Consider the following 22,439-nt stretch of genomic DNA (forward strand, 5'->3'; position numbering starts at 1 on the left):
CCAATTAAAGGAACTCACCATGAAGAAACTCGCACTCATCGCGGCCATCGCCCTGGCACTGCCGTTCGCCGCCTCCGCGCAGGATGCAGCCAAGGCCAAGCCCCTGTCGACCGGCAAGAAGGTCACGCAGAAAGTGGTGCCCAAGAAGGTGATCAAGAAGGTTGAGGAAAAGCAGCCGATCTCCGACGACACGAATGTCGTCCTGACGCCCGAAGACGAGGCCGTGGCAAAGCGCGTGCTTACCGGCACGATCAAGTGCGAACTGGGTGCCAGCGTGAATGTCGAGGCAGACGAAAAGAAGCCAGGCTTCTTCAATCTCACCCATGCCGGCGTGCACTACCGCATGCACCCGGTGGAAAGCCGCACCGGCGCGATTCGCCTCGAAGACCCGCGTCAGCAGGCCATGTGGCTGCAACTGGGCAACAAGTCGATGCTGATGAGCCAGAAGCAGGGTCAGCGGCTGGCCGACGAATGCCTGGCCGCCTCGCAGGAGGCAATGGCCGAAGACATGAAGAAGAACCCGCCGAAGGCCCTGTTCGACGGCGCCGACGCACCGAAGAAGTAATTCCCCGGCGCGGCTCTTGCTTGAGCCGTGCGCCGCCCGCTGTCTCAAGTTTCCGGAGAGTAAGAATGTTGCAAGCCTACGTTGACCACGTTGCCGAACGCGCCGCGCTCGGCATCCCGCCGCTGCCCCTGACGGCCAAACAGACCAGCGACCTGATCGAGTTGTTGAAGGTCGCTACCGCCAAGGACGGCGAGTTCCTGCTGAACCTGATCACGCACCGCGTGCCCGCCGGCGTGGACGACGCTGCCAAGGTCAAGGCCAGCTACCTTGCGGCAGTGGCCCACGGCACTGAAAAGTGCCTGCTGATCTCGCGCGCGCACGCCACCGAGTTGCTCGGCACCATGCTGGGGGGCTACAACATCGGCCCGATGATCGATCTGCTGGACGACGCCGAAGTCGGCGGCGTGGCCGCTGAAGGCCTGAAGAAAACGCTCCTGATGTTCGACCAGTTCCACGACGTCAAGGAAAAAGCCGACGCAGGCAATGCCAACGCCAAGGCCGTGCTGCAAAGCTGGGCCGACGCGGAATGGTTCACCAGCCGCCCCGAGGTGCCGCAAAGCATGACGCTGACGGTTTTCAAGGTGAGCGGCGAAACCAACACCGACGACCTGTCGCCCGCGCCCGATGCCACCACGCGTCCAGACATCCCGATGCACGCGCTGGCCATGCTCAAGAACGCCCGCCCCGGCATCACGCCCGAGGAAGACGGCAAGCGCGGCCCGGTTAAGTTCATCGAATCGCTGAAGGAAAAGGGCCACCTGGTCGCCTACGTCGGCGACGTGGTCGGGACGGGTTCGTCGCGCAAGTCGGCCACCAACAGCGTGCTGTGGTTCACCGGCGAAGACATCCCCTTCATCCCCAACAAGCGCTTCGGCGGCGTCTGCCTGGGTACCAAGATCGCCCCGATCTTCTACAACACGATGGAAGACGCCGGCGCACTGCCGATCGAGCTCGACGTCAACCAGATGAATATGGGCGACGTGATCGAACTGCGTCCCTACGAGGGCAAGGCGCTCAAGGACGGCAAGGTCATCGCCGAGTTCACGGTGAAGAGCGACGTGCTGTTCGACGAAGTGCGCGCCGGCGGCCGCATTCCGCTGATCATCGGTCGCGGCCTGACGGCCAAGGCGCGCGAAGCGCTGGGCCTGCCGGCATCGACGCTGTTCCGCCTGCCGCAAAACCCGGTGGACACGAAGAAGGGTTTCTCGCTCGCGCAGAAGATGGTGGGTCGCGCCTGCGGCCTGCCGGAAGGCCAGGGCGTGCGCCCCGGCACCTATTGCGAGCCGAAGATGACCTCGGTCGGTTCGCAGGACACCACCGGCCCGATGACCCGCGACGAACTGAAGGACCTGGCCTGCCTGGGCTTCAGCGCCGACCTGGTCATGCAGTCGTTCTGCCACACGGCGGCCTATCCGAAGAAGGTCGATGTGAAGATGCACCACGAGTTGCCTGATTTCATGGCCAACCGCGGCGGCGTTTCGCTGCGCCCGGGCGACGGCGTGATCCACAGCTGGCTCAATCGCCTGCTCACGCCCGACACCGTCGGCACCGGCGGCGACAGCCATACCCGCTTCCCGATCGGTATCAGCTTCCCGGCCGGCTCGGGTCTCGTGGCCTTTGCCGCCGCCACCGGCGTGATGCCGCTGGACATGCCGGAGTCGGTTCTCGTGCGCTTCAAGGGCAAGATGCAGCCCGGCGTCACTTTGCGCGACCTTGTGAATGCGATTCCGCTGTACGCGATCAAGGCCGGCCTGCTGACGGTCGAGAAGAAGGGCAAGAAGAACATCTTCTCGGGCCGCATCCTCGAAATCGAAGGCCTGCCGGACCTGAAGGTGGAACAGGCCTTCGAACTGAGCGATGCCTCGGCAGAACGCTCGGCCGCCGGCTGCACCGTGCACCTCGACAAGGCGCCGATCATCGAATACATCAACAGCAACATCACCCTGATGCGCTGGATGATTTCGCAGGGCTATGCCGACGCCCGTACGCTGGGCCGCCGCATCGCCGCGCAGGAAGCCTGGCTCAAGGATCCGCAGTTGCTGCAGCCCGATGCCGACGCCGAATACGCCGCCGTCATCGAAATCGACCTGGCCGACATCCACGAACCCATCCTGGCCTGCCCGAACGATCCGGACGATGTGAAGACGCTAGGCGAGGTGGCCGGCGTGAAGATCGACGAAGTGTTCATCGGCTCGTGCATGACCAACATCGGCCACTTCCGTGCCGCATCGAAGCTGCTCGAAGGCAAGCGTGACATCCCGGTCAAGCTGTGGATCGCGCCGCCTACCAAGATGGACGCGGCACAGCTCACCGAGGAAGGCCACTACGGCGTGTTCGGCAACGCGGGTGCGCGCACCGAGATGCCAGGCTGCTCGCTGTGCATGGGCAACCAGGCGCAGGTGCGAGAAGGCGCGACGGTGGTGTCGACCAGCACGCGCAATTTCCCGAACCGCCTGGGCAAGAACTCCAACGTGTACCTGAGCAGCGCCGAACTGGCCTCCATCGCCTCGAAGCTCGGTCGTATCCCGACCAAGGAAGAGTACATGGCCGAGATGGGCGTGCTGACCGCTGCCAGCGAACAGGTCTACCAGTACCTGAACTTCGACAAGATCGACGAGTTCAAGGAAGCTGCGGCAACAGTCGCGGCCTGATCCGCAACCGCCCACCGAAAAGCCCGCGCAGCGGGCTTTTCTTTTGGGGCGACGCGACGTTCGAGAGCGCGGTCCGGCATCCTGAAAGCCGCTGAAGCATTCAGTAGCAATTTCCGCTGAATCCACAGCGCGTCCCCTCGCGTAAGTGAAGTGCTCCACCCGTTCGGCGGAGTCCCACTCAACATTTCGAGGTGACGCCAATGAAACTTTCCAGCTTCCCGGTCCGGGCCAGCGTGGCCGCCCTCTGTGCGGTCGTGGCGGGCGGCGCCATGGCCTCCAGCCATCGCGAGGCGCCGTCGATTGCCGGCATGCCAAAGCTCGACGCGACGGACTTCTACATGTTCCGCAGCTACGACCCGGCCCGAGCCGACTACACCACGCTCATCGCCGACTACCAGCCCGACCAGAGTCCGGCCGGTGGCCCCAACTTCTTCGCGATGGACCCGACTGGCCTCTACGAGATCCACATAGACAACGACGGCGACGGCAGGGAAGACATCACCTTCCAGTTCAGATTCACCAACACCCTGCGCGACATCGCGTTGCCCATCGGTGGCCAGAGCACGTCGATCCCGCTGGTGCAGGCCGGCGGCATCACCGGTCCGAACCAGCCCACCAGCAATCTGCGCGAAACCTACACGGTGAGCGTGGTACGCGGGGACCGTCACGGCCGCGTCGGCGATGCGGTCCTCAAGACTGATGGCAGCCATGTGTTCGACAAGCCCACCGACAACATCGGCGAAAAAACCTTCGGCGTTGGCGGTGCCTACGCCGCCTATGCCGCGCAGCATGTCTACGACGTGAAGATCCCCGGCTGCGACGGTCTCGGCAAGGTGTTCGTCGGCCAGCGCAAGGACCCTTTCGTGGTCGCGCTCGGCCCGATCTTCGACCTGATCAACCTCAACCCGCTCGGCAATCCCGACGTGACCGGCGCCGATTCGCTCGCCGGCAAGAACGTGACCTCGCTCGAACTCGAAGTGCCGACCGCTTGCCTGACCACCGGCGGCAGCACCATCATCGGCGGCTGGACCACCTCCAGCGTGCGGCAAGCGCGCCTGATCGCCAGCCCGCCCAAGAGCGGCTACCAGACCACGGCGCTCAACGGCGGCCCGTGGGCGCAGGTGTCGCGGCTCGGCATGCCGCTGGTCAACGAAGTGGTGATCGGCCTGAAGGACAAGGACAGGTTCAACAGCTCGCAGCCGAAGAACGACGCGCAATTCCTGGGCTACGTCACCAACCCCGCGCTGCCGACGCTGATCCAGACCCTGTTCCCCTCCGCCAAGGCGCCCACCAACTTCCCGCGCACCGACCTCGTCGCCGCCTTCCTGACGGGCATCGCCGGCCTCAACCAGCCGGCCCACGTGACGCCTTCGGAAATGCTGCGGCTGGAGACCAGGATTGCGCCGACCCCCAAGGCCAGCCAGAGCAACCTCGGCGTGGCCGGCGGCGACTTTGCCGGCTTCCCGAACGGCCGACGACCGGGCGACGACATCGTCGACATTGAGTTGCGCGTGGCCATGGGCGCACTGTGCGTGCTGACCGGCGACACGGACAAGTTCAAGGTCGGCTGCAAGCCTTCGGACGCACCCGCCGGCGGCGCGCCGCTGACCGATGGCGCGCTGCAAAGTCCCGCGCAATTCCCTGCTGCGTTCCCATACCTCAACACGCCGCTGCCAGGCGCCACAGTCGCACCGTAAGGAGCCCATCATGAAAAGAATTGCCTTCGGTTGGGCCATTCCGCTGAGCATGGCGCTGACGACCACGCTGCTGGTGACCGGCTGCGGTGGCGGGGGAGGTGGCGGAGGCTTCATCCCGTCCGTCGCCACCACGCCATCAGGCAGCACGCCCTCGGGCAACATGCCGTCGGGCAACATGACATCGGGCAACATGACATCGGGCGACGCGCCATCGGATGGCGTGCAGGCGGCCGATCCCTACGCCGGCTTCATCACGTACGTCATGGCCTTGCTCGGTTCCTCGCCCGAAACCGGCGAACCCGCCGACGTGGCCAAGTTCGATCCGCCGCCGACGTCCGAGACCAAGGACCCTGTCTCGACGCCCTGAGGTCGTGGCCATGATTCGCATCGGCGCCCTGGGCCACCGGTTGGCCGGTGCAATCGCGTTGATCGGGTTGTCGGCGCTGCTGCCCGCCACCGGCCACGCCACGCCGCGCGTGCCGGCGAGCGACACGGAAATCGTCGAGTCGCTGCCGGCCGTGGCCAGCTGGTCACGCGAAGAGCGCCGCCTTCGCCGCGAGCTGGTGCAGCATCCGCGCGACGAGGGCGTGGCACTGGCGGCCGCGCAGTCCTACCTCGACCTGGCCCGCTCGCAGGGCGATGCGCGCTACGCCGGCTATGCAATGGGCGTGCTGCAGGCCTGGCAGCCGCTGGCGGACGAGACGCCCAACGCGATCCTCGTGATGCACGCGACGGTGGCCCAGTTCCTCCACGACTTCGACGGATCGGAGCGCACCTTGCGGATGGCACTCGCCGGCCACCCGGACAACGCGCAAGGCTGGCTCACGCTCGCGACCATCCTGCGGGTGCGCGGTCGCTACGAAGAATCCGACAAGGCGTGCCGCTCGCTTGTCCGCCTACGGCAGAACCTGTACGCCGTGGCGTGCCTCGCTGAGAACGCCGGCCTGCGTGGTGACCACAAGGGGGCGCAGGAAGCGCTGCAAGGCTTGCTCGACAACGCTTTGCTCCAGGACCCACGGCAGGCATCGACGCGGCAATGGCTGCTCACGACCATGGCCGAGATCCACGAGCTCGCCGGCCGCGTCCCGCAGGCCGACACGGCGTACCGGCAGGCGATGGGCGCAGGCGCCTCCGGCTACGACGTGTTGGCCTGCAGCGGCTTCCTGCTCAACCGCAACCGTCCCGCCGAGGTCTTGCCTCTGCTCGAGGCCGAGGCGCGCAGCGACGCGGTGTTGCTGCGCATCGTCATCGCCACGAGACGACTCGCGGCGCAGAACAAGCTGTCGACACCGCAGCGCGAAGCAGCACAGCGCGACGCCGAGGAATTGGCCGCGCGCTTCGATGCCGCAGCCCTTCGACCCGGCAACTCGCAACTGCATGCACGCGAGCACGCGCTGTTCGCGCTGGACGTCCGGGGCGATGCGCAACAAGCCCTTGCACTCGCGCGCCTCAACGTGCAGTTGCAGCGCGAGCCGATCGACTTGCTGGTGTTCGCCCGCGCCGCATCGGCCGCCGGCGACGATGGTGCCCGCCGCGAAGTGCGGGAACTGATGCAGCAGATCGGCCTGCGCGATGCCCGCGTCGACGCGGTACTGGGGGGGTCGGCATGAGGCGCTTCCTCACGATGCTGTTCATGCTCGCCATGGCCGCGATCGCCGGGCCGGCGCTCGCGCACAAGGCCAGCGACGCCTACCTTCAGCTGAGCCGCACGGATGGCATCGTGCACCTGCGCTGGGACGTGTCGTTGCGCGACCTCGATGCAGTGCTCGACCTCGACCAGAACGGCGATCAGAAGCTCAGCTGGGGCGAGGTCAGGGGCCGCATGGACGACATCCGCGCCTACGCACTGGCTCACCTGCGACTGCAGGCCGGCCAGTGCGCGATCAGCGAAACGCAGCCTCCAGCACTGGAAAGCCGCGTCGATGGCACCTACCTCGTGCTGCAACTTCACAGCCGATGCGCCGCCGGGGAGGCGCTGCGGCTCGACTACAGCCTGTTCCGCGAAGTCGACCCGACGCACCGCGGCTTGTTGCGTGTTGATATGGGCGAAGGCCGGATGCCGGCCCTGCAGTCGCTCGACCCGTCGGCGGGTGCGGTTTCGGTTGCGCTCGGGCCGACGGCTTCGGATGCGCGGGAGGATGCTTCGACGCCAAAGCGCGCCGACGGAACCAGCTTCTTCCTGGATGGCGTCCATCACATCCTGATCGGCTACGACCACATCCTGTTCCTCATCAGCCTGCTGCTGCCCGCGGTGCTGGTGCGCCGCAGCGGCGAGTGGCGTCCGGTCGTACGCTGGCCTCAGGCCGTGTGGCCGATGGTGTCGACGGTCACCATGTTCACCATCGGCCACTCGATCACGCTGGCCCTCGCGGGGCTCAAGGTCGTGTCGCTCCCACCGCGGCTGATCGAGCCCGCGATCGCGCTCACGATCATCGTGGCGGCGATCGACAACATCGTGCCGCTGCTGCACGGCCGGCGGCGCATCTTCACGTTCCTGTTCGGACTCATTCACGGCTTCGGTTTTGCGAACGTGCTGGCGGAACTCGACCTGCCGGTCGCCAGCTTCGCGGCGGCGTTGCTGGGGTTCAACCTCGGCGTCGAGGCGGGCCAGCTCATCGTCGTGTCGATCGCGCTCGCGGTGCTGTTGGCCTTGCGTCGGCAGCGCCGCTATCCGCCGCTGGTGCTGCGCGGCGGGTCGGCGTTTGCCATCGCGGTGGCGGCGGTATGGTTTGTCGAACGGGTGTTCGATCTCAAGGTGCTGCCGGTGTAAGTGCGGCGAGCGCGGCCGCCGTCTGCGCGTCGGCCGGAAAGAACGACTCCACCGCCAGCTCCTGCAGCGTCACGTCCACCGGGGTGCCGAAGATCGTCGTGGTGCTGATGAAGCTCAGCAGCCCGTTCGGCGTCGCAAGCTGGAAGGGCACGACCACGCCTGCCAGTTCGCCGCCAGCCGACGGCGCGTCGTGGCATGCGATTCCGACCGGATAGGCCGCCAGTTCGTCATGCAGGGCGGTGAGCGTGGCATCCCCCGTGGCTGCGATCTGCTGCTGCAGGCGCTCGAGCAAATGCGCGCGCCATTGCGCCAGATTGGCAATGCGCGGCGCGAGCCCGTCCGGATGCAGGCTCAGGCGCAAGACGTTGACCGGCGGCTTCAGCAGCTCGGCCGAGGCGCCGGCCATCAGCAGCGGCACGACGGCGTTGTGCGCCACCAGGTTCCAGTGCCGGTCCACCGCCAACGCGGGGAAGGGCTCGTGACCTTTCAGCACCAGGTCGACCGCACGCCGGGCCGGACGCAGCGCCGGGTCGTCGAGCGAGCGCTGCCGGTACATCGGCGCAAACCCTGCGGCCACGAGCAGGGCATTGCGCTCGCGCAGCGGCACCTCGAGCCGCTCGGCCAGTCGCAGCACCATCTCGCGGCTCGGTGCGGCGCGGCCGGTTTCCACGTAGCTCAAATGACGGGTGGACACATCTGCCTCTTGCGCCAGGTCGAGTTGGCTCAGGCGGCGATGCTGGCGCCAGTGGCGCAGGTGTGCGCCGAACGGGTCGGCAGCGGTCGGGGAGGCGGCGCGAAGGTTCATGCCGCCATGCTAGGACTTGCACGTCATTTCGAACATGACCCCGCAGGTCAAGTTCATGCGACCTGCCGACAGCCACGCATCGTCGATCCCTGCTATCTTCGCCACCCAGCCCCACACGACTTCCAAGGAGACCTCCATGGCCAAGGATTCGGCGCACGCTTTTGCCTCGACGCTCAAGACATTCAAGACCGCGTCTGGCATATCGGGCAAATTCTTCTCTCTGCCCGAGCTGGCAAAGCAATTCCCCAACGTCAACAAGCTGCCGGTCTCGATCCGCATCGTGCTGGAGTCGGTGCTGCGCAATTGCGACGGGCAGAAGGTGACGGCGCAGCACGTCGAGGAGCTGGCCAACTGGGCGCCCAATGCCGAGCGCGTGGACGAGATTCCATTCGTGGTCACGCGCGTGGTGCTGCAGGATTTCACCGGCGTGCCGCTGCTGGCCGACCTGGCCGCGATGCGCAGCGTGGCGCAGTCCCTGGGCAAATCGCCAAAGACGATCGAGCCGCTGGTGCCGGTCGACCTGGTGGTGGACCATTCGGTGATGGTCGACCACTACGGAACATCCAAGGCGCTCGACCTGAACATGAAGCTGGAGTTCCAGCGCAACAACGAGCGCTACCAGTTCATGAAGTGGGGCATGCAGGCCTTCGACACCTTCGGCGTGGTGCCGCCGGGATTCGGCATCGTGCACCAGGTCAACCTCGAGTACTTTGCGCGCGGCGTCTACAAGAAGCCGGGCGACAAGGGCGACTCCGCCGTCTACTACCCCGACTCGCTGGTCGGCACCGACAGCCATACGACCATGATCAACGGCATCGGCGTGGTCGGCTGGGGCGTCGGCGGCATCGAGGCCGAGGCGGCGATGCTCGGCCAGCCGGTCTACATGCTGACGCCCGACGTGGTCGGCTTCGAGCTCACAGGCAAGCTGCGCGAAGGTGTCACCGCGACCGACCTGGTGCTCTACGTCACGGCCATCCTGCGCGGCGAAAAGGTGGTCGGCAAGTTCGTCGAGTTCTTCGGCCCCGGCGCCGCCTCCATCGCCGTGCCCGATCGCGCGACCATCGGCAACATGGCGCCCGAATATGGCGCGACCATGGGCTTTTTCCCGGTCGACGAGATGACGCTGGCCTACTTCAAGGGGACGGGTCGCACCACCAAGGAAATCGAACTGTTCGAGGCCTACTACAAGGCCCAAGGCATGTTCGGCATGCCGGGAGTGGGCGAGCTGGAGTACACCAAGATCGTCAAGCTCGACCTCGGCACCGTCACGCCGAGTCTTGCAGGCCCGAAGCGTCCGCAAGACCGCATCGATCTCGGCCACTTGTCGACCAAGTTCTCCGAGCTGTACAGCAAGCCGCAGGAGGCCAACGGCTTCAACCAGCCGGCCGAGAAGCTCAATGAACGCGTCGCGCTCAAGGAAGCCGGCACGACCATCGGCAATGGCGACGTGCTGATCGCGGCCATCACCTCATGCACCAACACCTCGAACCCGAGCGTCATGCTGGCGGCCGGACTGCTCGCGAAGAAGGCGGTGGAGGCGGGGCTCACGGTCAAGCCGCACGTCAAGACGTCGCTGGCGCCCGGCTCGCGCATCGTTACCGAATACCTCACGAAGGCCGGGCTGTTGCCGTACCTTGAAAAGCTCGGGTTCTACCTGGCCGGCTATGGCTGCACGACCTGCATCGGCAATGCCGGCGACCTGACGCCGGAGATCAACGAAGCCATCACGAAGAACGAACTCGTGGGCGCCGCCGTGCTGTCGGGCAACCGCAATTTCGAGGCGCGCATTCATCCGAACCTCAAGGCCAACTTCCTTGCATCGCCGCCGCTGGTGGTGGCTTTCGCCATCGCCGGCAACGTGATGGTCGACCTGATGACGCAGCCGGTCGGCAAGGGCAAGAAAGGCAAGGACGTCTACCTTGGCGACATCTGGCCGACGCCGAAGGAGATCGACGAAAACCTGCGCTATGCGATGAACGCCAAGTCCTTCCGCGCCAACTACGACAAGGTCAAGACCGAACCTGGCAAGTTCTGGACGAGCATCAAGGGCACGCAGGGGCAGGTTTACGACTGGCCCAAGTCGACCTACATCGCTGAGCCGCCTTTCTTCGAGGGCTTCAAGATGCAGCCGCATGCGTCGGATGCGGGCTTCAAGGGCGCGCGCATCATGGCGCTGTTCGGCGACTCGATCACTACCGACCATATCTCCCCGGCCGGCTCGATCAAGGAAAGCTCGCCCGCCGGCATCTGGCTCAAGGCGCACGGCGTGGCCAAGGCCGACTTCAACAGCTACGGCTCGCGCCGCGGCCACCACGACGTGATGATGCGTGGCACATTCGCCAACGTGCGCATCAAGAACCTCATGATCCCGCCCGACGAGAACGGCACGCAGGAGGAGGGCGGCGTCACGCGCTTCCAGCCCGGCAACGAGAAGATGTTCATCTACGACGCCGCGCAGAAGTACATGGCGGCAGGCGTGCCCACCGTGATCTTCGGCGGCGAGGAATACGGTACCGGTTCCTCGCGCGACTGGGCCGCCAAGGGCACGCAGCTGCTCGGCATCAAGGCCGTGATCGCGCGCAGCTTCGAGCGCATCCACCGCGCCAACCTGGTCGGCATGGGCGTGCTGCCGCTGCAGTTCCGAGGCGCCGATTCATGGCAGACGCTGGGGCTGACCGGCGACGAGGAAGTCGACGTGGTGATCGGCGGCGAACTCAAGCCGCAGATGGACGTAAAGCTGGTGATCCGCCGATTCGACGGCGCGCACCAGGAGGTGACGGTACGCCTGCGCATCGACACGCCGATCGAGGTGGACTACTACAAGCACGGCGGCATCCTGCCGTTCGTGCTGCGGCAGTTGCTTGCTGCATGAGGTGAATCACCCCCGAAGCGCCTGCGGCGCCTCCCCCTCAGGGCCCTCAGGGGGCGCACCCGGCGGCCCGGCAAAGCCGGTTCCGCGGGTGCCCTGGCATTTGACGGCGCCGGTTGCATGCGTCGCGCGTTGCGCGAAGCGCGGAGGAGCAACGAAGAGGCGAGCCGTTCAGGTTTCGACGCTGTAGAAATACACCACGCTGCTCAGCGGGCGCGGCTTGACCAGGATGCTCTGGTTGTCGGAGTTGCCGTTGATCGTGATGATCGAATCGGCGGTCGGGCTGGCCACGATGAAGTGGTGCACGTTCTTTGCCATCACGGCGATGTCGCCGGGCTTGCAGTCGCGCGAGAAATTGAGCTTCAGGCCGCTGGGCCCCACGCCATAGCGCCACTTGGTCTCGACCCCCGCCTGGCGCACGCACCAGGTTGCGAAGATGCCGCACCAGCTGACGCCGCCCGTCCCGGGTTGCGGTATGCGCCGGCCCGGAATGCGCACGCCGTCGTAGGTGGCCTTGTCCTTCCATTTCTGCTCGGTCCAGCCGTCGACGCCCTCGTCGAAGTACTGCTTCAGCCGCTTCCATCCGGCGCGCACGGTCTCGTTGCCGTCGCGGATGGTCTTGAGGTCGGTCACGGCCGATTCGGGCAGCGCTTCGCCCATCGCGATCTGCAGGATCCGTTGCCGCAGCGGCGACAGGCCGGACGGGATGTTCACCGGCGGATTCGGCGGCTGGTCCGACATCGGCGGCAAGAACCCCGGCGGCGTGACGATCTGCGGCGACTGGACGCCGCCCGGCAACGGGGCCGGGCCCGCCCCCGGGCCCTTGTCGAAAGTCTGGAGGCGTTCCAACGTTCGTTGCCCCACGTCGACCCGGCCGTCCGCCGAACCGAATTGCGTGTTCTGGAACTTGCGAATGGCCGCGACCGTCAGCGGGCCGCACTTGCCGTCGGTATCGAGGGCGGGCGCCGGGCCGCCGCTGCCCGCCGGCACCGAATCGAGCATGGATTGGATCGTGGCCACGTCGGCGTTGAGATTGGCGCCGCCGAGCCCGACGGATGCGACGATGTTCCTGGCCACGATGACACCTCCTTGCGTCTCCTGATGGAGACAGTCTAGACAGCGATCGCGCGGAGTGGAACTGGCCGGAGGTGTCAATCCATGGCCCTGTTTGCTATGGCTTACGGTGGCCGCCGCGTGGGGGACTATCGCCGCCGCTCCAGAACGGCATATGGCGCCCTCGCAAACCACGAAGAGTTCATGGTTCACATCGAGCCGCGCGGCATGCTGCGGTTGTTTCAGCCGGCAAAGTCAGTCTCCAGTCAGCCCTTGAACAGGCAGGAGGTTCCTCGTTCATGCCGGGAACATGCTTTTACTTGGGGCTACTTCGTGCTGGGCGTGTCGCACTGCCGAGTTTTCGAGAATAATTCTCATTTTGCAGATTTGGACTCCCAGGGTGACCACAATGAATGGAGCGGCCTTGACCGCCATGAGCCTCGACCAACTGCCCAGGAACCAATGGGCCACCGTGGTCGATGTAGCGTTGCCTGAAGCAGCGGATGACCGCGAACTGGTGCTGCGCCTGACCGAGATCGGCTTCGTCCCCGGCGAAGCCGTGCGCATCGTGGCCACGGGCGTGCCGGGGCGCGAGCCGCTGGCCGTGCGGCTGGGCCACACCACCTTCGCGCTGCGCCGCCACGAGGCTTCGTTTATTCGCGTGATGCCGGGAGCCGCCCAACATGGTTGAAGCCACGCTCAATTTCCAGCCCGGCGCCACCGGGACGGCGACCACGCCGCCCGCCCGCATTGCACTGCTCGGCAACCCCAACTGCGGCAAGACCGCGCTGTTCAACCTGCTGACCGGCAGTCGCCAGAAGGTTGCCAACTACGCCGGCGTCACCGTCGAGCGCAAGGAAGGCGTGCTGCGCACAGCCGCCGGCCGGCGCGTGCTGGTGCTCGACCTGCCCGGCGCCTACAGCCTCAATGCGCTGTCGGCCGACGAAGCCGTCACGCGCGACGTGGTCACCGGCAAGAGCAAGGAAGCCTTGCCCGACCTGCTGGTGTGCGTGACGGACGCGACCAATCTGCGCCTGAACCTGCGCCTGGTGCTCGAAGCGCGCCAGCTCGGCCTGCCGATGGTTGTGGCACTGAACATGACCGACATGGCGAAGAAGCAGGGTATCGCGGTCGACGTGGTCGCCTTGTCGCGCGAACTCGGCGTGCCGGTGATCGAGACCGTCGGCGTGCACGTCGGCGGCGCGCAGGGCCTGCTCGAACAACTCGATGCACCCGTCGCGAGTGCCTCGCCCGTTCCCTGGCAAGCGCCCGCCATGGCCGACGTGCTGGCGACCCAGCGCGAGGTGCGCCGCATCCTTGGCGTGGCTGTCCGCGAGCCGGTCGGCAGCCTGGCCACCAGCGACAAGATCGACCGCGTGGTGCTGCATCCGCTGTGGGGCATGCTGCTGCTGGCCGTCACGCTGTTCCTGATGTTCCAGGCCGTGTTCAGCTGGGCGACGGTGCCGATGGACGCCATCAAGGCCGGCACCGAAGCGCTCGGCAGCCTGCTCAAGACCGTCGTGCCCGAAGGCATGCTGCAGAGCCTGCTGGTCGACGGCATCGTGGCCGGGCTCGGCAGCGTGATCGTGTTCCTGCCACAGATCCTGATCCTGTTCCTCTTCATCCTCGCGTTGGAAGATTCCGGCTACCTGCCGCGCGCCGCATTCCTGCTCGACCGGGTGATGGGTACGGTGGGCTTGTCGGGCCGCTCGTTCATTCCGCTGCTGTCGAGCTTTGCCTGCGCCATCCCCGGCGTGATGGCGACGCGCACGATCAGCAACTGGCGCGACCGGCTCACCACGATCATGATCGCGCCCCTCATGACCTGCTCGGCGCGGCTGCCCGTCTATGCCTTGCTGATCGCGGCCTTCATTCCCGAGAAGACGGTCGGTGGCGTGTTCAACCTGCAAGGCATCGTGTTGTTCGCGCTGTATGCCTTCGGCATCGTCTCGGCGATGTCGGTCGCGTGGGTGATGAAGCGCTTTCGCGACAACAACGCGCATTCGCCCTTGCTGATGGAACTGCCGGCCTATCGCTGGCCGAACCCGCGCAACCTGGGCCTGGGGCTGTACGAACGCGCATGGATCTTCCTGCAGCGCGTGGGCACCATCATCCTCACGCTCACGATCCTGTTGTGGTTCCTGTCGACCTTCCCGTCGCCGCCCGAAGGCGCGACCGGCCCGGCCATCCAGTACAGCCTGGCCGGCATGCTAGGCCGCGGGCTCGAACACATCTTTGCGCCGATCGGCTTCAACTGGCAGATCTCGATCGCGCTGGTGCCCGGCATGGCGGCGCGTGAAGTTGCCGTCGGCGCGCTTGGCACCGTGTACGCGCTGTCGGCCACGGGAGAGGAAGTGGCCGGCCAATTGCAGCCGCTGATCGCGCAGAGCTGGTCGCTTGCGACGGCGCTGTCGCTGCTGGTCTGGTACGTGTTTGCGCCGCAATGCATTTCGACGCTGGCTGCGGTCAAGCGCGAGACCAACTCCTGGAAATACGTCTGGATCATGGCCGGCTACCTGTTCGGCCTGGCCTACGTTGCCTGCTTCGTCACCTACCACATTGCGCTCGCGCTCGGCTGGGGTTGATTGCCATGACACAACAAATCATCGTGGGCTTGATCGTTGCGGCCGCCGCCATCTACGCGGCCTGGCGCTGGATGCCGGCGGGTTGGCGACTCGGTGCCGCGCAGAAGATCGCAGCCGGCGGACAGCGCGCCGGACTGGTCGACGAGGATCGCGCAAGGCAGCTTGCCGCTTCGCTCGCGAAGACCTCGGGCTGCGGCTCGTGCGACAGTTGCGGCGCTTGCGGCACGGCCGACGCCAAGCAGCCTGCCGACAAGCCCGCAACATCCGTGCGTTGAGCCGCATGGCGGCACACATCCTCGTTGCCGGCGGCGGCATCGGCGGGCTTGCGAGCGCGCTGGCGCTGGCGCGGCAAGGTCATCGCATCGAACTCCTGGAGCAGGCTTCCGCTTTCGGTGAGATCGGTGCCGGCGTGCAACTCGGTCCCAATGCGACGCGTCGCCTGCGTGCGCTGGGTCTCGAGAAGGCGCTGGCCGCCGTCGCGGCGCAGCCCGATGCGCTGACGGTACGCAGCGCCGCCGGCAACGACGTCCTGGCGCGCATGCCTCTGGCCCAGGCCATTGCGCAACGCTACGGTGCGCCCTACCTCTGCGTGCACCGTGCCGACTTGCACACGCTGCTGCTTGACGCCGTGCGCGACCAGGAATGCATAGCGCTGAACACCGATGCACGCATCGTCGACGTCAAGTTCAACGACAATGTCGTGTGCGCGTCAAGCGCCGATGCGCGTGCATGGGAGGGCGACGCACTGATTGGCGCCGATGGCCTGTGGAGCAACGTGCGCCAACACGTTGCGACGCCCGATTCGCCACCGCGTGCCACGGGCCACATGGCGTGGCGTGCAATGGTCGCGCAGTCCGCCATTCCTGCGGCGTTGCGCCGACATGGCGTCGAAGTCTGGCTCGGCCCGCGCCTGCATGCGGTTGCGTATCCGGTGCGCGGCGGCGAATGGCTCAACGTCGTGGTGATCGCCGAAGCAACGTCCGCTGGCGACGTGCGCGATTGGGACCAGGCCAGCAGCCTTGTCGCCTTGCAGCAGGCCACGGGCAGAAGCGGCGCAGCGCTGCAGGCATTGCTCGAAGCCATGCCGGGGTGGCGCGCCTGGGCCTTGAGCGATCGCGCGCCGCTCACAGGCGCCGACGAACTGGTGCGCGAACGCATCGCCTTGGTCGGTGACGCAGCGCACCCGATGCTGCCGTACCTCGCGCAAGGCGCAGGCATGGCAATCGAAGACGCGGTTGCGTTGGGCGAAGCCCTCGGTGGTGGCGCGCCGGCTGAACTGCCCAACGCGTTGCAGCGCTACGCCGCCGCCCGCTGGCAGCGCAACGCCCGGGTGCAGGCCAGGGCGCAACGCAACGGGCAAATCTTTCATGCGACCGGGCCGGTGCGGCTCGGGCGCGACCTGGCGATGCGGACGTTCGGCGCGGCGCTGCTGGATCAGCCGTGGTTGTACGCGGGCTGACTCGCGGATCAAAGATCCGTCCGCAGCTTCCAGATCTCCGGAAACAACACCACGTCCAGCATCTTGCGCAGGTAGCTTACGCCGCCTGTGCCGCCGGTGCCGCGCTTGAATCCGATCACACGCTCGACCGTCGTCACATGGCGGAAGCGCCAGAGGCGGAAGGCATCCTCGATGTCGGTGAGCTTCTCGCCGAGCTGATAGACGTCCCAGTACTTGTGCGGATCGCGGTACGCCGCCAGCCAGGCCTGCTCGACCTGGTCGCTGGCTTCGTAGGGCAGGGTCCAGTCGCGTTCGAGATGGTCTGCCGGTACGGCCAACCCGCGCCGCGCCAGCAGGCGCAACGCCTCGTCGTATAGCGATGGCGCGCGGTATGCCGCATCGACGCGCGCCAGTAGATCGGGGCGGTGCGCATGCGGCTGCAGCATTGCCGCGTTCTTGTTGCCGAGCGCGAATTCGATGCAGCGGTATTGCGCACTCTGGAAGCCGCTCGACTTGGCCAGGTACGGCCGCATGGCGCTGTATTCGGGTGGCGTCATGGTTGCCAGCACGGTCCAGGCGCCCACCAGCTGTTCCATGATCCGCGTCACGCGCGCCAGCATCTTGAACGCGTCGGGCAACTGCTCGTTCGCGATGCAGCGCATGGAAGCATGCAACTCGTGCAGCATCAGCTTCATCCACAACTCGCTGGTCTGGTGCTGGATGATGAACAGCATCTCATCGTGCGCCGGGGACAGCGGATGCTGCGCGTTTAGCACTTCATCGAGGTGCAGGTAGTCGCCGTAGCTCATCGACTCGCTGAAGTCGAGCTGCGCCTTTTCTTCGTGGACGATTTTCTCGGTGCTCATATTTGTGTGGCCCCGCTCGCTCACGTCACCGCGTTCTTCGCGTTGAACTCGGCGCGTTGCCATTCGGCCGTTTCGAGCACTTGCCTGAGGTGCTCTACCGAATTCCAGACGTCTTCGAAGCCCAGGTACAACGGCGTGAAGCCGAAACGCAGGATGTCCGGCATTTGTTCGTCGCCGGCACGGTAGTCGCCGATCACGCCGCGCGCGATCAAGGCTTGCACGATCGCATAGGCGCCTTCGCCGCGGCTCAGGCAGACTTGCGAGCCGCGGTCGGCATGCTCTCGCGGCGTGACGAGTGACAAGCCGTGTCCGGCGCAGCGCTCTTCGACGAGTTGGATGAACAAATCCGTGAGCGCGAGCGACTTGGTGCGCAGTGCCGCCATGCCACCGTGCGCCTCGGCTGCAAGCATCGTGTCGAGGCCGCATTCGAGGCCAGCCAGGGCCACGATGGGTTGCGTGCCGCACAGGTACCGCGCGATGCCCGAAGCAGGGCGGTAGTTCGGTGTGAATTCGAAGGGCGCCGCATGGCCCCACCAACCCGACAGCGGCTGCACGAATTTGTCCGCATGCCGGGCATGAACCCACGCAAATGCCGGCGCGCCGGGGCCGCCGTTGAGGTACTTGTAGCCGCAGCCGATCGCATAGTCGGCATTGCAGTCGTTGAGCGCGACGGGCACCGCGCCCGCGCTGTGCGCCAGGTCCCACACGGTGATCACGCCCGCGGCGTGGGCGGCGGCGGTGATGGCCTTCATGTCGTGCATCGCACCGGTGCGGTAGTTGACGTGCGTGAGCATCAGTACTGCCACCTCTTCGGTGAGTACCGCGGGCAGTTCGCTGGCCTCGATGAGCTTCAGCGTGAAGCCGCGCTCGCGGCACATCGATTCGGCGATGTAGAGGTCGGTCGGGAAATTGCTGCGCTCGCTGACAACCACCCTGCGGTTCGTGGGAAGCTGCTGCGACAGCGCGGAGAACAGCACCTTGTACAGGTTGATCGAGGTGCTGTCGGTGCACACCACTTCACCCGGCGCGGCGCCGATGAGGCGCGCAACCTTGTCGCCCAGGCGCTGCGGCAGGTCGAACCAGCCGGCGGTGTTCCACGAGCGGATCAGGCCTTCGCCCCATTCCTTCGCCACCACTTCGGCGATGCGCGCTGGCGCCGCCTTGGGCAGCACGCCAAGCGAGTTGCCGTCGAGGTAGATCACGCCCGCGGGCAGCGTGAATTGGGCGCGCAGCGCGGCCAGCTTGTCTTGCGCATCGAGTGCGCGGCAGTCGTCGAGAGTCATTGTTCTTGAGCAGGGTTGAGTTCGCGCAGGATCGCGCGGACGGGAGAGGCATCGGCGCTGACCAGCTTCAGTGGCAGCGCGATGAGTTCGTAGTCGCCTTCGGGCACGTCGTCGAGCACGAGGTTCTCGAGTACGCGCAGGCCCAGGCGGCGAATCACCTGATGGCTGTCGAGCGTCTTGCTGTCGGCTGGGTCGATGCTGGCGGTGTCGATGCCGACGAGCTTCACGCCGAGCGCGGCAAGGCGCTCGATGGTCGAGGGTGCATAGGCGGCGAGGGCGTCATCCCATTGATGCACCGGCGCGCGCGTATAGGTGCGCACCAGCACGCGCGGCGGCAGGTGGTCGACGGCATGTTCGATGTGCGCCCACTCGATCAGCGGACCGCGCGCAATCGCATGGATCACGCGGCATGGCCCGAGATACGTTGCCAGATCGACATCGCCGATCGTCGCGCCGGCGGGGTCGTAGTGCAGGGGCGCGTCCGCATGCGCGCCGACGTGTGGCGACAAGGTGATCTCGCTGACGTTCACCGGGCAACCGGGGCCGATGCTTGCGGCCCAGCGCTGCCGATAGGGCGTATCGCCCGGAAAAACCGGCGCGCCGACATAGACCGGCGGGGAAATATCCCAGAGGCGGGGCGCTGAAGAAGTCATGGGCGCAAAGGTAGCGCCGCGTCAACAATCGTGGTGTCGGTTATTTCCAACAGGAATTGAAACGATCAGCGTGCGTATTCGTCGTGCAGGCGCTGCCAGCTGTAGTTCGGCTCCTGCGGCCAGCCCGCTGGAGAGTTCTCCCATTCCTCCTGGCGGCCCCATGGCGTCATGTCGAGCAACTGAAAGGTGTTGCCGATCTGTTCCGCTCCGCGGCCGGACGTGAACCAGGTCTGGAACACGCGGTCATCCTGGCGAATGAATACCGAGACACCGAAAGATGCGTTGCTCTGCGCGGTGACGAGGTCCTCGTGGAAGGTGCTGCCATGGCACGAGTACCACGGAAAGGTCCAGCCCATGCGGGCCTTCACCTGCTCGATCTGCGGCACCTTCGCACGCGCCACCATGGCGAAAGACGTGCGCCTTGCATGGAGGTGCGCGAAGTTGTTCATCAGGTTGTCGCAGACCGTCGAGCAGCCCGGACAGATGTGGTCCGAGCCATCGTTCAGCATGTTGTGATAGACGATGAGTTGGGCGCGTTCGTCGAACAGGTCGACCAGCCGCAAGTCGTCGCGCGTGGTCGAGGCGAACCGGTAGTCGCGCGTGATCTCCGTCATGGGCAGGCGCCGACGTCGCGCATTCAGCGCGTCGTGCGCGCGCATGAGTTCCTTTTCAGCCTTGAGAAACTCGTCGCGAGCGCCTTGCCAGTCGGTTCGCGAGACGATGTCGGGATAGTTCATCGGGCTTCCCCAGTCGGTATGTGAACAATGTACACATACTGCATGGCCCCGCACTCGAAAGGGTCAGGCCACGCGTCCGACCAGCAGGAACTCCATCAATGCCTTCTGCACGTGCATCCGGTTCTCCGCCTCGTCCCACACCACCGACTGCGGCCCGTCGATGACGTCGGCCTCCACTTCCTCGCCGCGATGCGCAGGCAGGCAGTGCATGAAGAGCGCGTCGGGTCGCGCCACCCTCATCATTTCGCTGTCGACGCACCAGTCGGCAAAGGCTTTGCGGCGGGCCTCGTTCTCAGCTTCGTAGCCCATGCTGGTCCATACGTCCGTGGTGACCAGGTCCGCGCCGCGGCAGGCTTCCATCGGGTCCTTGAAAACCTTGTAGCTGTCGCTCGAGCGGATGCCCGCCACCGACTGGTCCACCTCGTAGCCGCTCGGTGTGCTCAGGTGCACCTTGAAGCCGAGGATCTCGCTGGCTTGAAGCCAGGTGTTGGCCATGTTGTTGCCGTCGCCGACCCAGGCCACCGTTTTCCCGGCGATCGAGCCACGGTGCTCGATGTAGGTGAAGATGTCCGCCAGGATCTGGCACGGGTGGAACTCGTTGGTCAGCCCGTTGATGACGGGCACGCGCGAGTGCTCTGCAAACTTCTCGATCTTCGTCTGCTCGAAAGTGCGGATCATCACCAGGTCGACCATGCGGCTGATGACCCTCGCACTGTCTTCGATGGGCTCGGCGCGGCCCAGTTGGCTGTCGCCGGTGGTCAGGTGCACCACGCTGCCGCCGAGCTGGTACATGCCGGCTTCGAAGCTCACGCGGGTGCGCGTCGAGGCCTTCTCGAAAATCATTGCCAGTGTGCGATCGACCAGCGGCTGGTGTTTCTCGTAAGTCTTGAACTTCTTCTTGATCAGTGCCGCCCGCGCGAAGACATGCGCGTACTCGTCAGCGCTGAAATCGGAGAACTGCAGGTAGTGGCGGACCTCCGTCATGGTGCCTCCTGCCGGGCCACCCCAAACAGGGCATGCGCCCGCTCGGGGGGCAGCGAGAACACGTAGTGACGAGCGTGGGGGTAGATCATTTCAATGCTCCATGACGCAGGAGCGTCTTCTGCGACGGATGAAACCGGGGCCAGCAAAGCGGAGCCCGTTCGTGGGCACCCGTGGAACCGGCTTCGCCGGGCCGCTGGGTGCGCCCCCTCGAGGCCCTTCGAGCGGGAGGCGCCGCAGGCGCTTCGGGGGTGTTTCATTCCGCAAGAAAGGCCTTCACGATCGGCGCCAGAATCGCCACGATTTCATCGGCCTCGGCAATGGTCAGGATCAGCGGCGGCACGAGGCGGATTACGCTGTCGGCCGTCACGCTCAGCAGCAGGCCCGCTTCGCACGCGCGATTCAGGATGTCGCCGCATGGACGATCGAGTTCAATGCCGAGCATCAGGCCCTGGCCGCGCACTTCCTTCACGCCCGACATGCGCGAGAACTCGCGCTCCAGCGCCGACTTCAGATGCGCGCCGACGGTGGCCGCGTTCTCGAGCAGCTTCTGCTCCTCCATGATGCGGATGGTCTCGATGCCAGCACGCATCGCGAGCGGATTGCCGCCAAAGGTGGTGCCGTGGTTGCCCGGCTGGAACAGATTGGCAGCCTTCGGACCCGCGACCACGGCGCCGATCGGAACGCCCGAGCCCAAGCCCTTGGCCAGCGGCATCACGTCAGGCTTGATCCCCGCCCACTGGTGCGCAAACCACTTGCCGGTGCGGCCCATGCCGCATTGCACTTCGTCGATCATCATGAGCCAGTCGCGCTGGTCGCACAGTGCGCGCACCTGCTTCAGGTAGTCCCAGCGCATCGGGTTGATGCCGCCTTCGCCCTGGATGGTCTCGAAGAAAACCGCCACCACGTTCGGGTTGTCCTGCGTGGCCTTCTTGAGCGCCTCGATGTCGTTCAGCGGTACGCGAACGAAGCCCTCGACCATCGGACCGAAGCCGGCCTGGATCTTCGGGTTGCCGGTGGCCGACAGCGTTGCGATCGAGCGGCCGTGGAAGGCCTTCTCGTAGACCACGATCTCGGGCTTCTCGATGCCCTTTTCATGACCGAACTTGCGCGCCAGTTTGATGGCAGCTTCATTGGCTTCCAGGCCGGTGCAGCAGAAGAAGGCGTTGGTCAGGCCCGAAAGCTCGGTCAGCTTGGTGGCCAGCGCTTCCTGGCCCGGCACATGGTAGTAGTTGGAACTGTGAATCAGTTTGGTCAACTGGTCCTGCAGCGCCGGCACCAACTCGGGGTGGTTGTGGCCCAGCGTATTGACGGCGATGCCGCCGAGCCCGTCGAGGTAGGCTTTGCCATTGGTGTCCCAGACTCGGCAGCCCTGGCCGTGCGACATCGCGATCGGCAGGCGACCGTAGGTGTTCATGACGTGGGGCGACGTGGGCTGGGGAATGGCGCTCATTGATCGAATCTCCGGAAAGGGAAGCGAATTCTA

Annotated in this window: 19 protein-coding genes; 11 read left to right on the plus strand and 8 right to left on the minus strand. The window is 65.8% G+C overall.

Annotation, left to right across the window (positions count from 1 at the left end):
- Window positions 1-19: 19 nt before the first annotated feature.
- The 6 genes from WKW80_RS02430 to WKW80_RS02455 all read left to right on the plus strand — a co-directional run bounded on the left by WKW80_RS02430 (window position 20) and on the right by WKW80_RS02455 (window position 7,683).
- Complete coding sequence (locus WKW80_RS02430) at window positions 20-565, plus strand: hypothetical protein (RefSeq protein ID WP_340361921.1); 546 nt, start codon at window positions 20-22, stop codon at window positions 563-565.
- 65 nt (window positions 566-630) lie between these two features.
- Window positions 631-3,216, plus strand: coding sequence for a bifunctional aconitate hydratase 2/2-methylisocitrate dehydratase (locus WKW80_RS02435; protein ID WP_340361922.1), 2,586 nt, complete (start codon window positions 631-633; stop codon window positions 3,214-3,216).
- Window positions 3,217-3,416: 200 nt separating this feature from the next.
- Window positions 3,417-4,913, plus strand: coding sequence for a DUF4331 domain-containing protein (locus WKW80_RS02440; protein WP_340361923.1), 1,497 nt, complete (start codon window positions 3,417-3,419; stop codon window positions 4,911-4,913).
- Window positions 4,914-4,923: 10 nt separating this feature from the next.
- Entirely contained in the window at window positions 4,924-5,280 is a 357-nt protein-coding gene (locus WKW80_RS02445; protein WP_340361924.1) for a hypothetical protein, read from the plus strand.
- A gap of 10 nt (window positions 5,281-5,290) precedes the next feature.
- Window positions 5,291-6,523 carry a hypothetical protein gene (locus tag WKW80_RS02450; RefSeq protein ID WP_340361925.1) on the plus strand — a complete coding sequence of 411 codons (1,233 nt, stop codon included), beginning with the start codon at window positions 5,291-5,293 and terminating at the stop codon, window positions 6,521-6,523.
- The gene (locus WKW80_RS02455; RefSeq protein ID WP_340361926.1) at window positions 6,520-7,683 is read left to right on the plus strand and encodes a HupE/UreJ family protein; all 1,164 of its coding nucleotides are present in this window, start codon (window positions 6,520-6,522) and stop codon (window positions 7,681-7,683) included. Before WKW80_RS02450 ends, WKW80_RS02455 begins: the two co-directional genes overlap by 4 nt.
- Here the strand turns inward: WKW80_RS02455 and WKW80_RS02460 are convergent.
- A complete protein-coding gene (locus WKW80_RS02460) occupies window positions 7,664-8,488 on the minus strand; it encodes a helix-turn-helix domain-containing protein (protein ID WP_340361927.1) in 825 nt (274 codons plus the stop codon). The genes WKW80_RS02455 and WKW80_RS02460 overlap by 20 nt on opposite strands.
- Before the next feature lie 136 nt (window positions 8,489-8,624).
- Here WKW80_RS02460 and acnA point away from each other — a divergent pair, with 136 nt between their 5' ends.
- Window positions 8,625-11,360 carry an aconitate hydratase AcnA gene (acnA, locus tag WKW80_RS02465; protein WP_340361928.1) on the plus strand — a complete coding sequence of 912 codons (2,736 nt, stop codon included), beginning with the start codon at window positions 8,625-8,627 and terminating at the stop codon, window positions 11,358-11,360.
- A 168-nt stretch (window positions 11,361-11,528) separates the two neighbouring features.
- Here the strand turns inward: acnA and WKW80_RS02470 are convergent, their stop codons facing one another.
- On the minus strand, window positions 11,529-12,434 hold the full coding sequence (locus WKW80_RS02470) for a hypothetical protein (protein WP_340361929.1): 906 nt from the start codon (window positions 12,432-12,434) through the stop codon (window positions 11,529-11,531).
- A 385-nt stretch (window positions 12,435-12,819) separates the two neighbouring features.
- Here WKW80_RS02470 and WKW80_RS02475 point away from each other — a divergent pair, with 385 nt between their 5' ends.
- From WKW80_RS02475 to WKW80_RS02490, 4 genes are read left to right on the plus strand one after another with little or no spacing between them, the layout of a single operon-like run.
- On the plus strand, window positions 12,820-13,101 hold the full coding sequence (locus tag WKW80_RS02475; protein WP_340362198.1) for a FeoA family protein: 282 nt from the start codon (window positions 12,820-12,822) through the stop codon (window positions 13,099-13,101).
- Complete coding sequence (gene feoB / locus WKW80_RS02480) at window positions 13,094-14,995, plus strand: ferrous iron transporter B (protein ID WP_340361930.1); 1,902 nt, start codon at window positions 13,094-13,096, stop codon at window positions 14,993-14,995. Before WKW80_RS02475 ends, feoB begins: the two co-directional genes overlap by 8 nt.
- 5 nt (window positions 14,996-15,000) lie before the next feature.
- Entirely contained in the window at window positions 15,001-15,270 is a 270-nt protein-coding gene (locus tag WKW80_RS02485; RefSeq protein WP_340361931.1) for a DUF6587 family protein, read from the plus strand.
- A 5-nt stretch (window positions 15,271-15,275) separates the two neighbouring features.
- The gene (locus tag WKW80_RS02490; protein WP_340361932.1) at window positions 15,276-16,454 is read left to right on the plus strand and encodes an FAD-dependent monooxygenase; all 1,179 of its coding nucleotides are present in this window, start codon (window positions 15,276-15,278) and stop codon (window positions 16,452-16,454) included.
- 8 nt (window positions 16,455-16,462) lie between these two features.
- Here the strand turns inward: WKW80_RS02490 and kynA are convergent, their stop codons facing one another.
- The 6 genes from kynA to WKW80_RS02520 all read right to left on the minus strand — a co-directional run bounded on the left by kynA (window position 16,463) and on the right by WKW80_RS02520 (window position 22,406).
- A complete protein-coding gene (gene kynA, locus WKW80_RS02495) occupies window positions 16,463-17,299 on the minus strand; it encodes a tryptophan 2,3-dioxygenase (RefSeq protein ID WP_340361933.1) in 837 nt (278 codons plus the stop codon).
- 20 nt (window positions 17,300-17,319) lie between these two features.
- Window positions 17,320-18,582 carry a kynureninase gene (gene kynU / locus WKW80_RS02500; protein WP_340361934.1) on the minus strand — a complete coding sequence of 421 codons (1,263 nt, stop codon included), beginning with the start codon at window positions 18,580-18,582 and terminating at the stop codon, window positions 17,320-17,322.
- Window positions 18,579-19,235, minus strand: a complete 657-nt coding sequence (gene kynB / locus WKW80_RS02505) for an arylformamidase (protein WP_340361935.1) — start codon at window positions 19,233-19,235, stop codon at window positions 18,579-18,581. The genes kynU and kynB overlap by 4 nt, the downstream gene beginning before the upstream one ends.
- A gap of 65 nt (window positions 19,236-19,300) precedes the next feature.
- Window positions 19,301-19,972 (minus strand): DUF899 domain-containing protein, encoded by a 672-nt coding sequence (locus WKW80_RS02510; protein ID WP_340361936.1) that lies wholly within the window; start codon window positions 19,970-19,972, stop codon window positions 19,301-19,303.
- Window positions 19,973-20,035: 63 nt separating this feature from the next.
- Complete coding sequence (gene argF / locus WKW80_RS02515) at window positions 20,036-20,956, minus strand: ornithine carbamoyltransferase (RefSeq protein ID WP_340361937.1); 921 nt, start codon at window positions 20,954-20,956, stop codon at window positions 20,036-20,038.
- A gap of 253 nt (window positions 20,957-21,209) precedes the next feature.
- Window positions 21,210-22,406, minus strand: a complete 1,197-nt coding sequence (locus WKW80_RS02520) for an aspartate aminotransferase family protein (protein ID WP_340361938.1) — start codon at window positions 22,404-22,406, stop codon at window positions 21,210-21,212.
- Window positions 22,407-22,439 lie beyond the last annotated feature (33 nt).

The organism is Variovorax humicola (assembly GCF_037889915.1).
Classification (GTDB): domain Bacteria; phylum Pseudomonadota; class Gammaproteobacteria; order Burkholderiales; family Burkholderiaceae_C; genus Variovorax; species Variovorax humicola.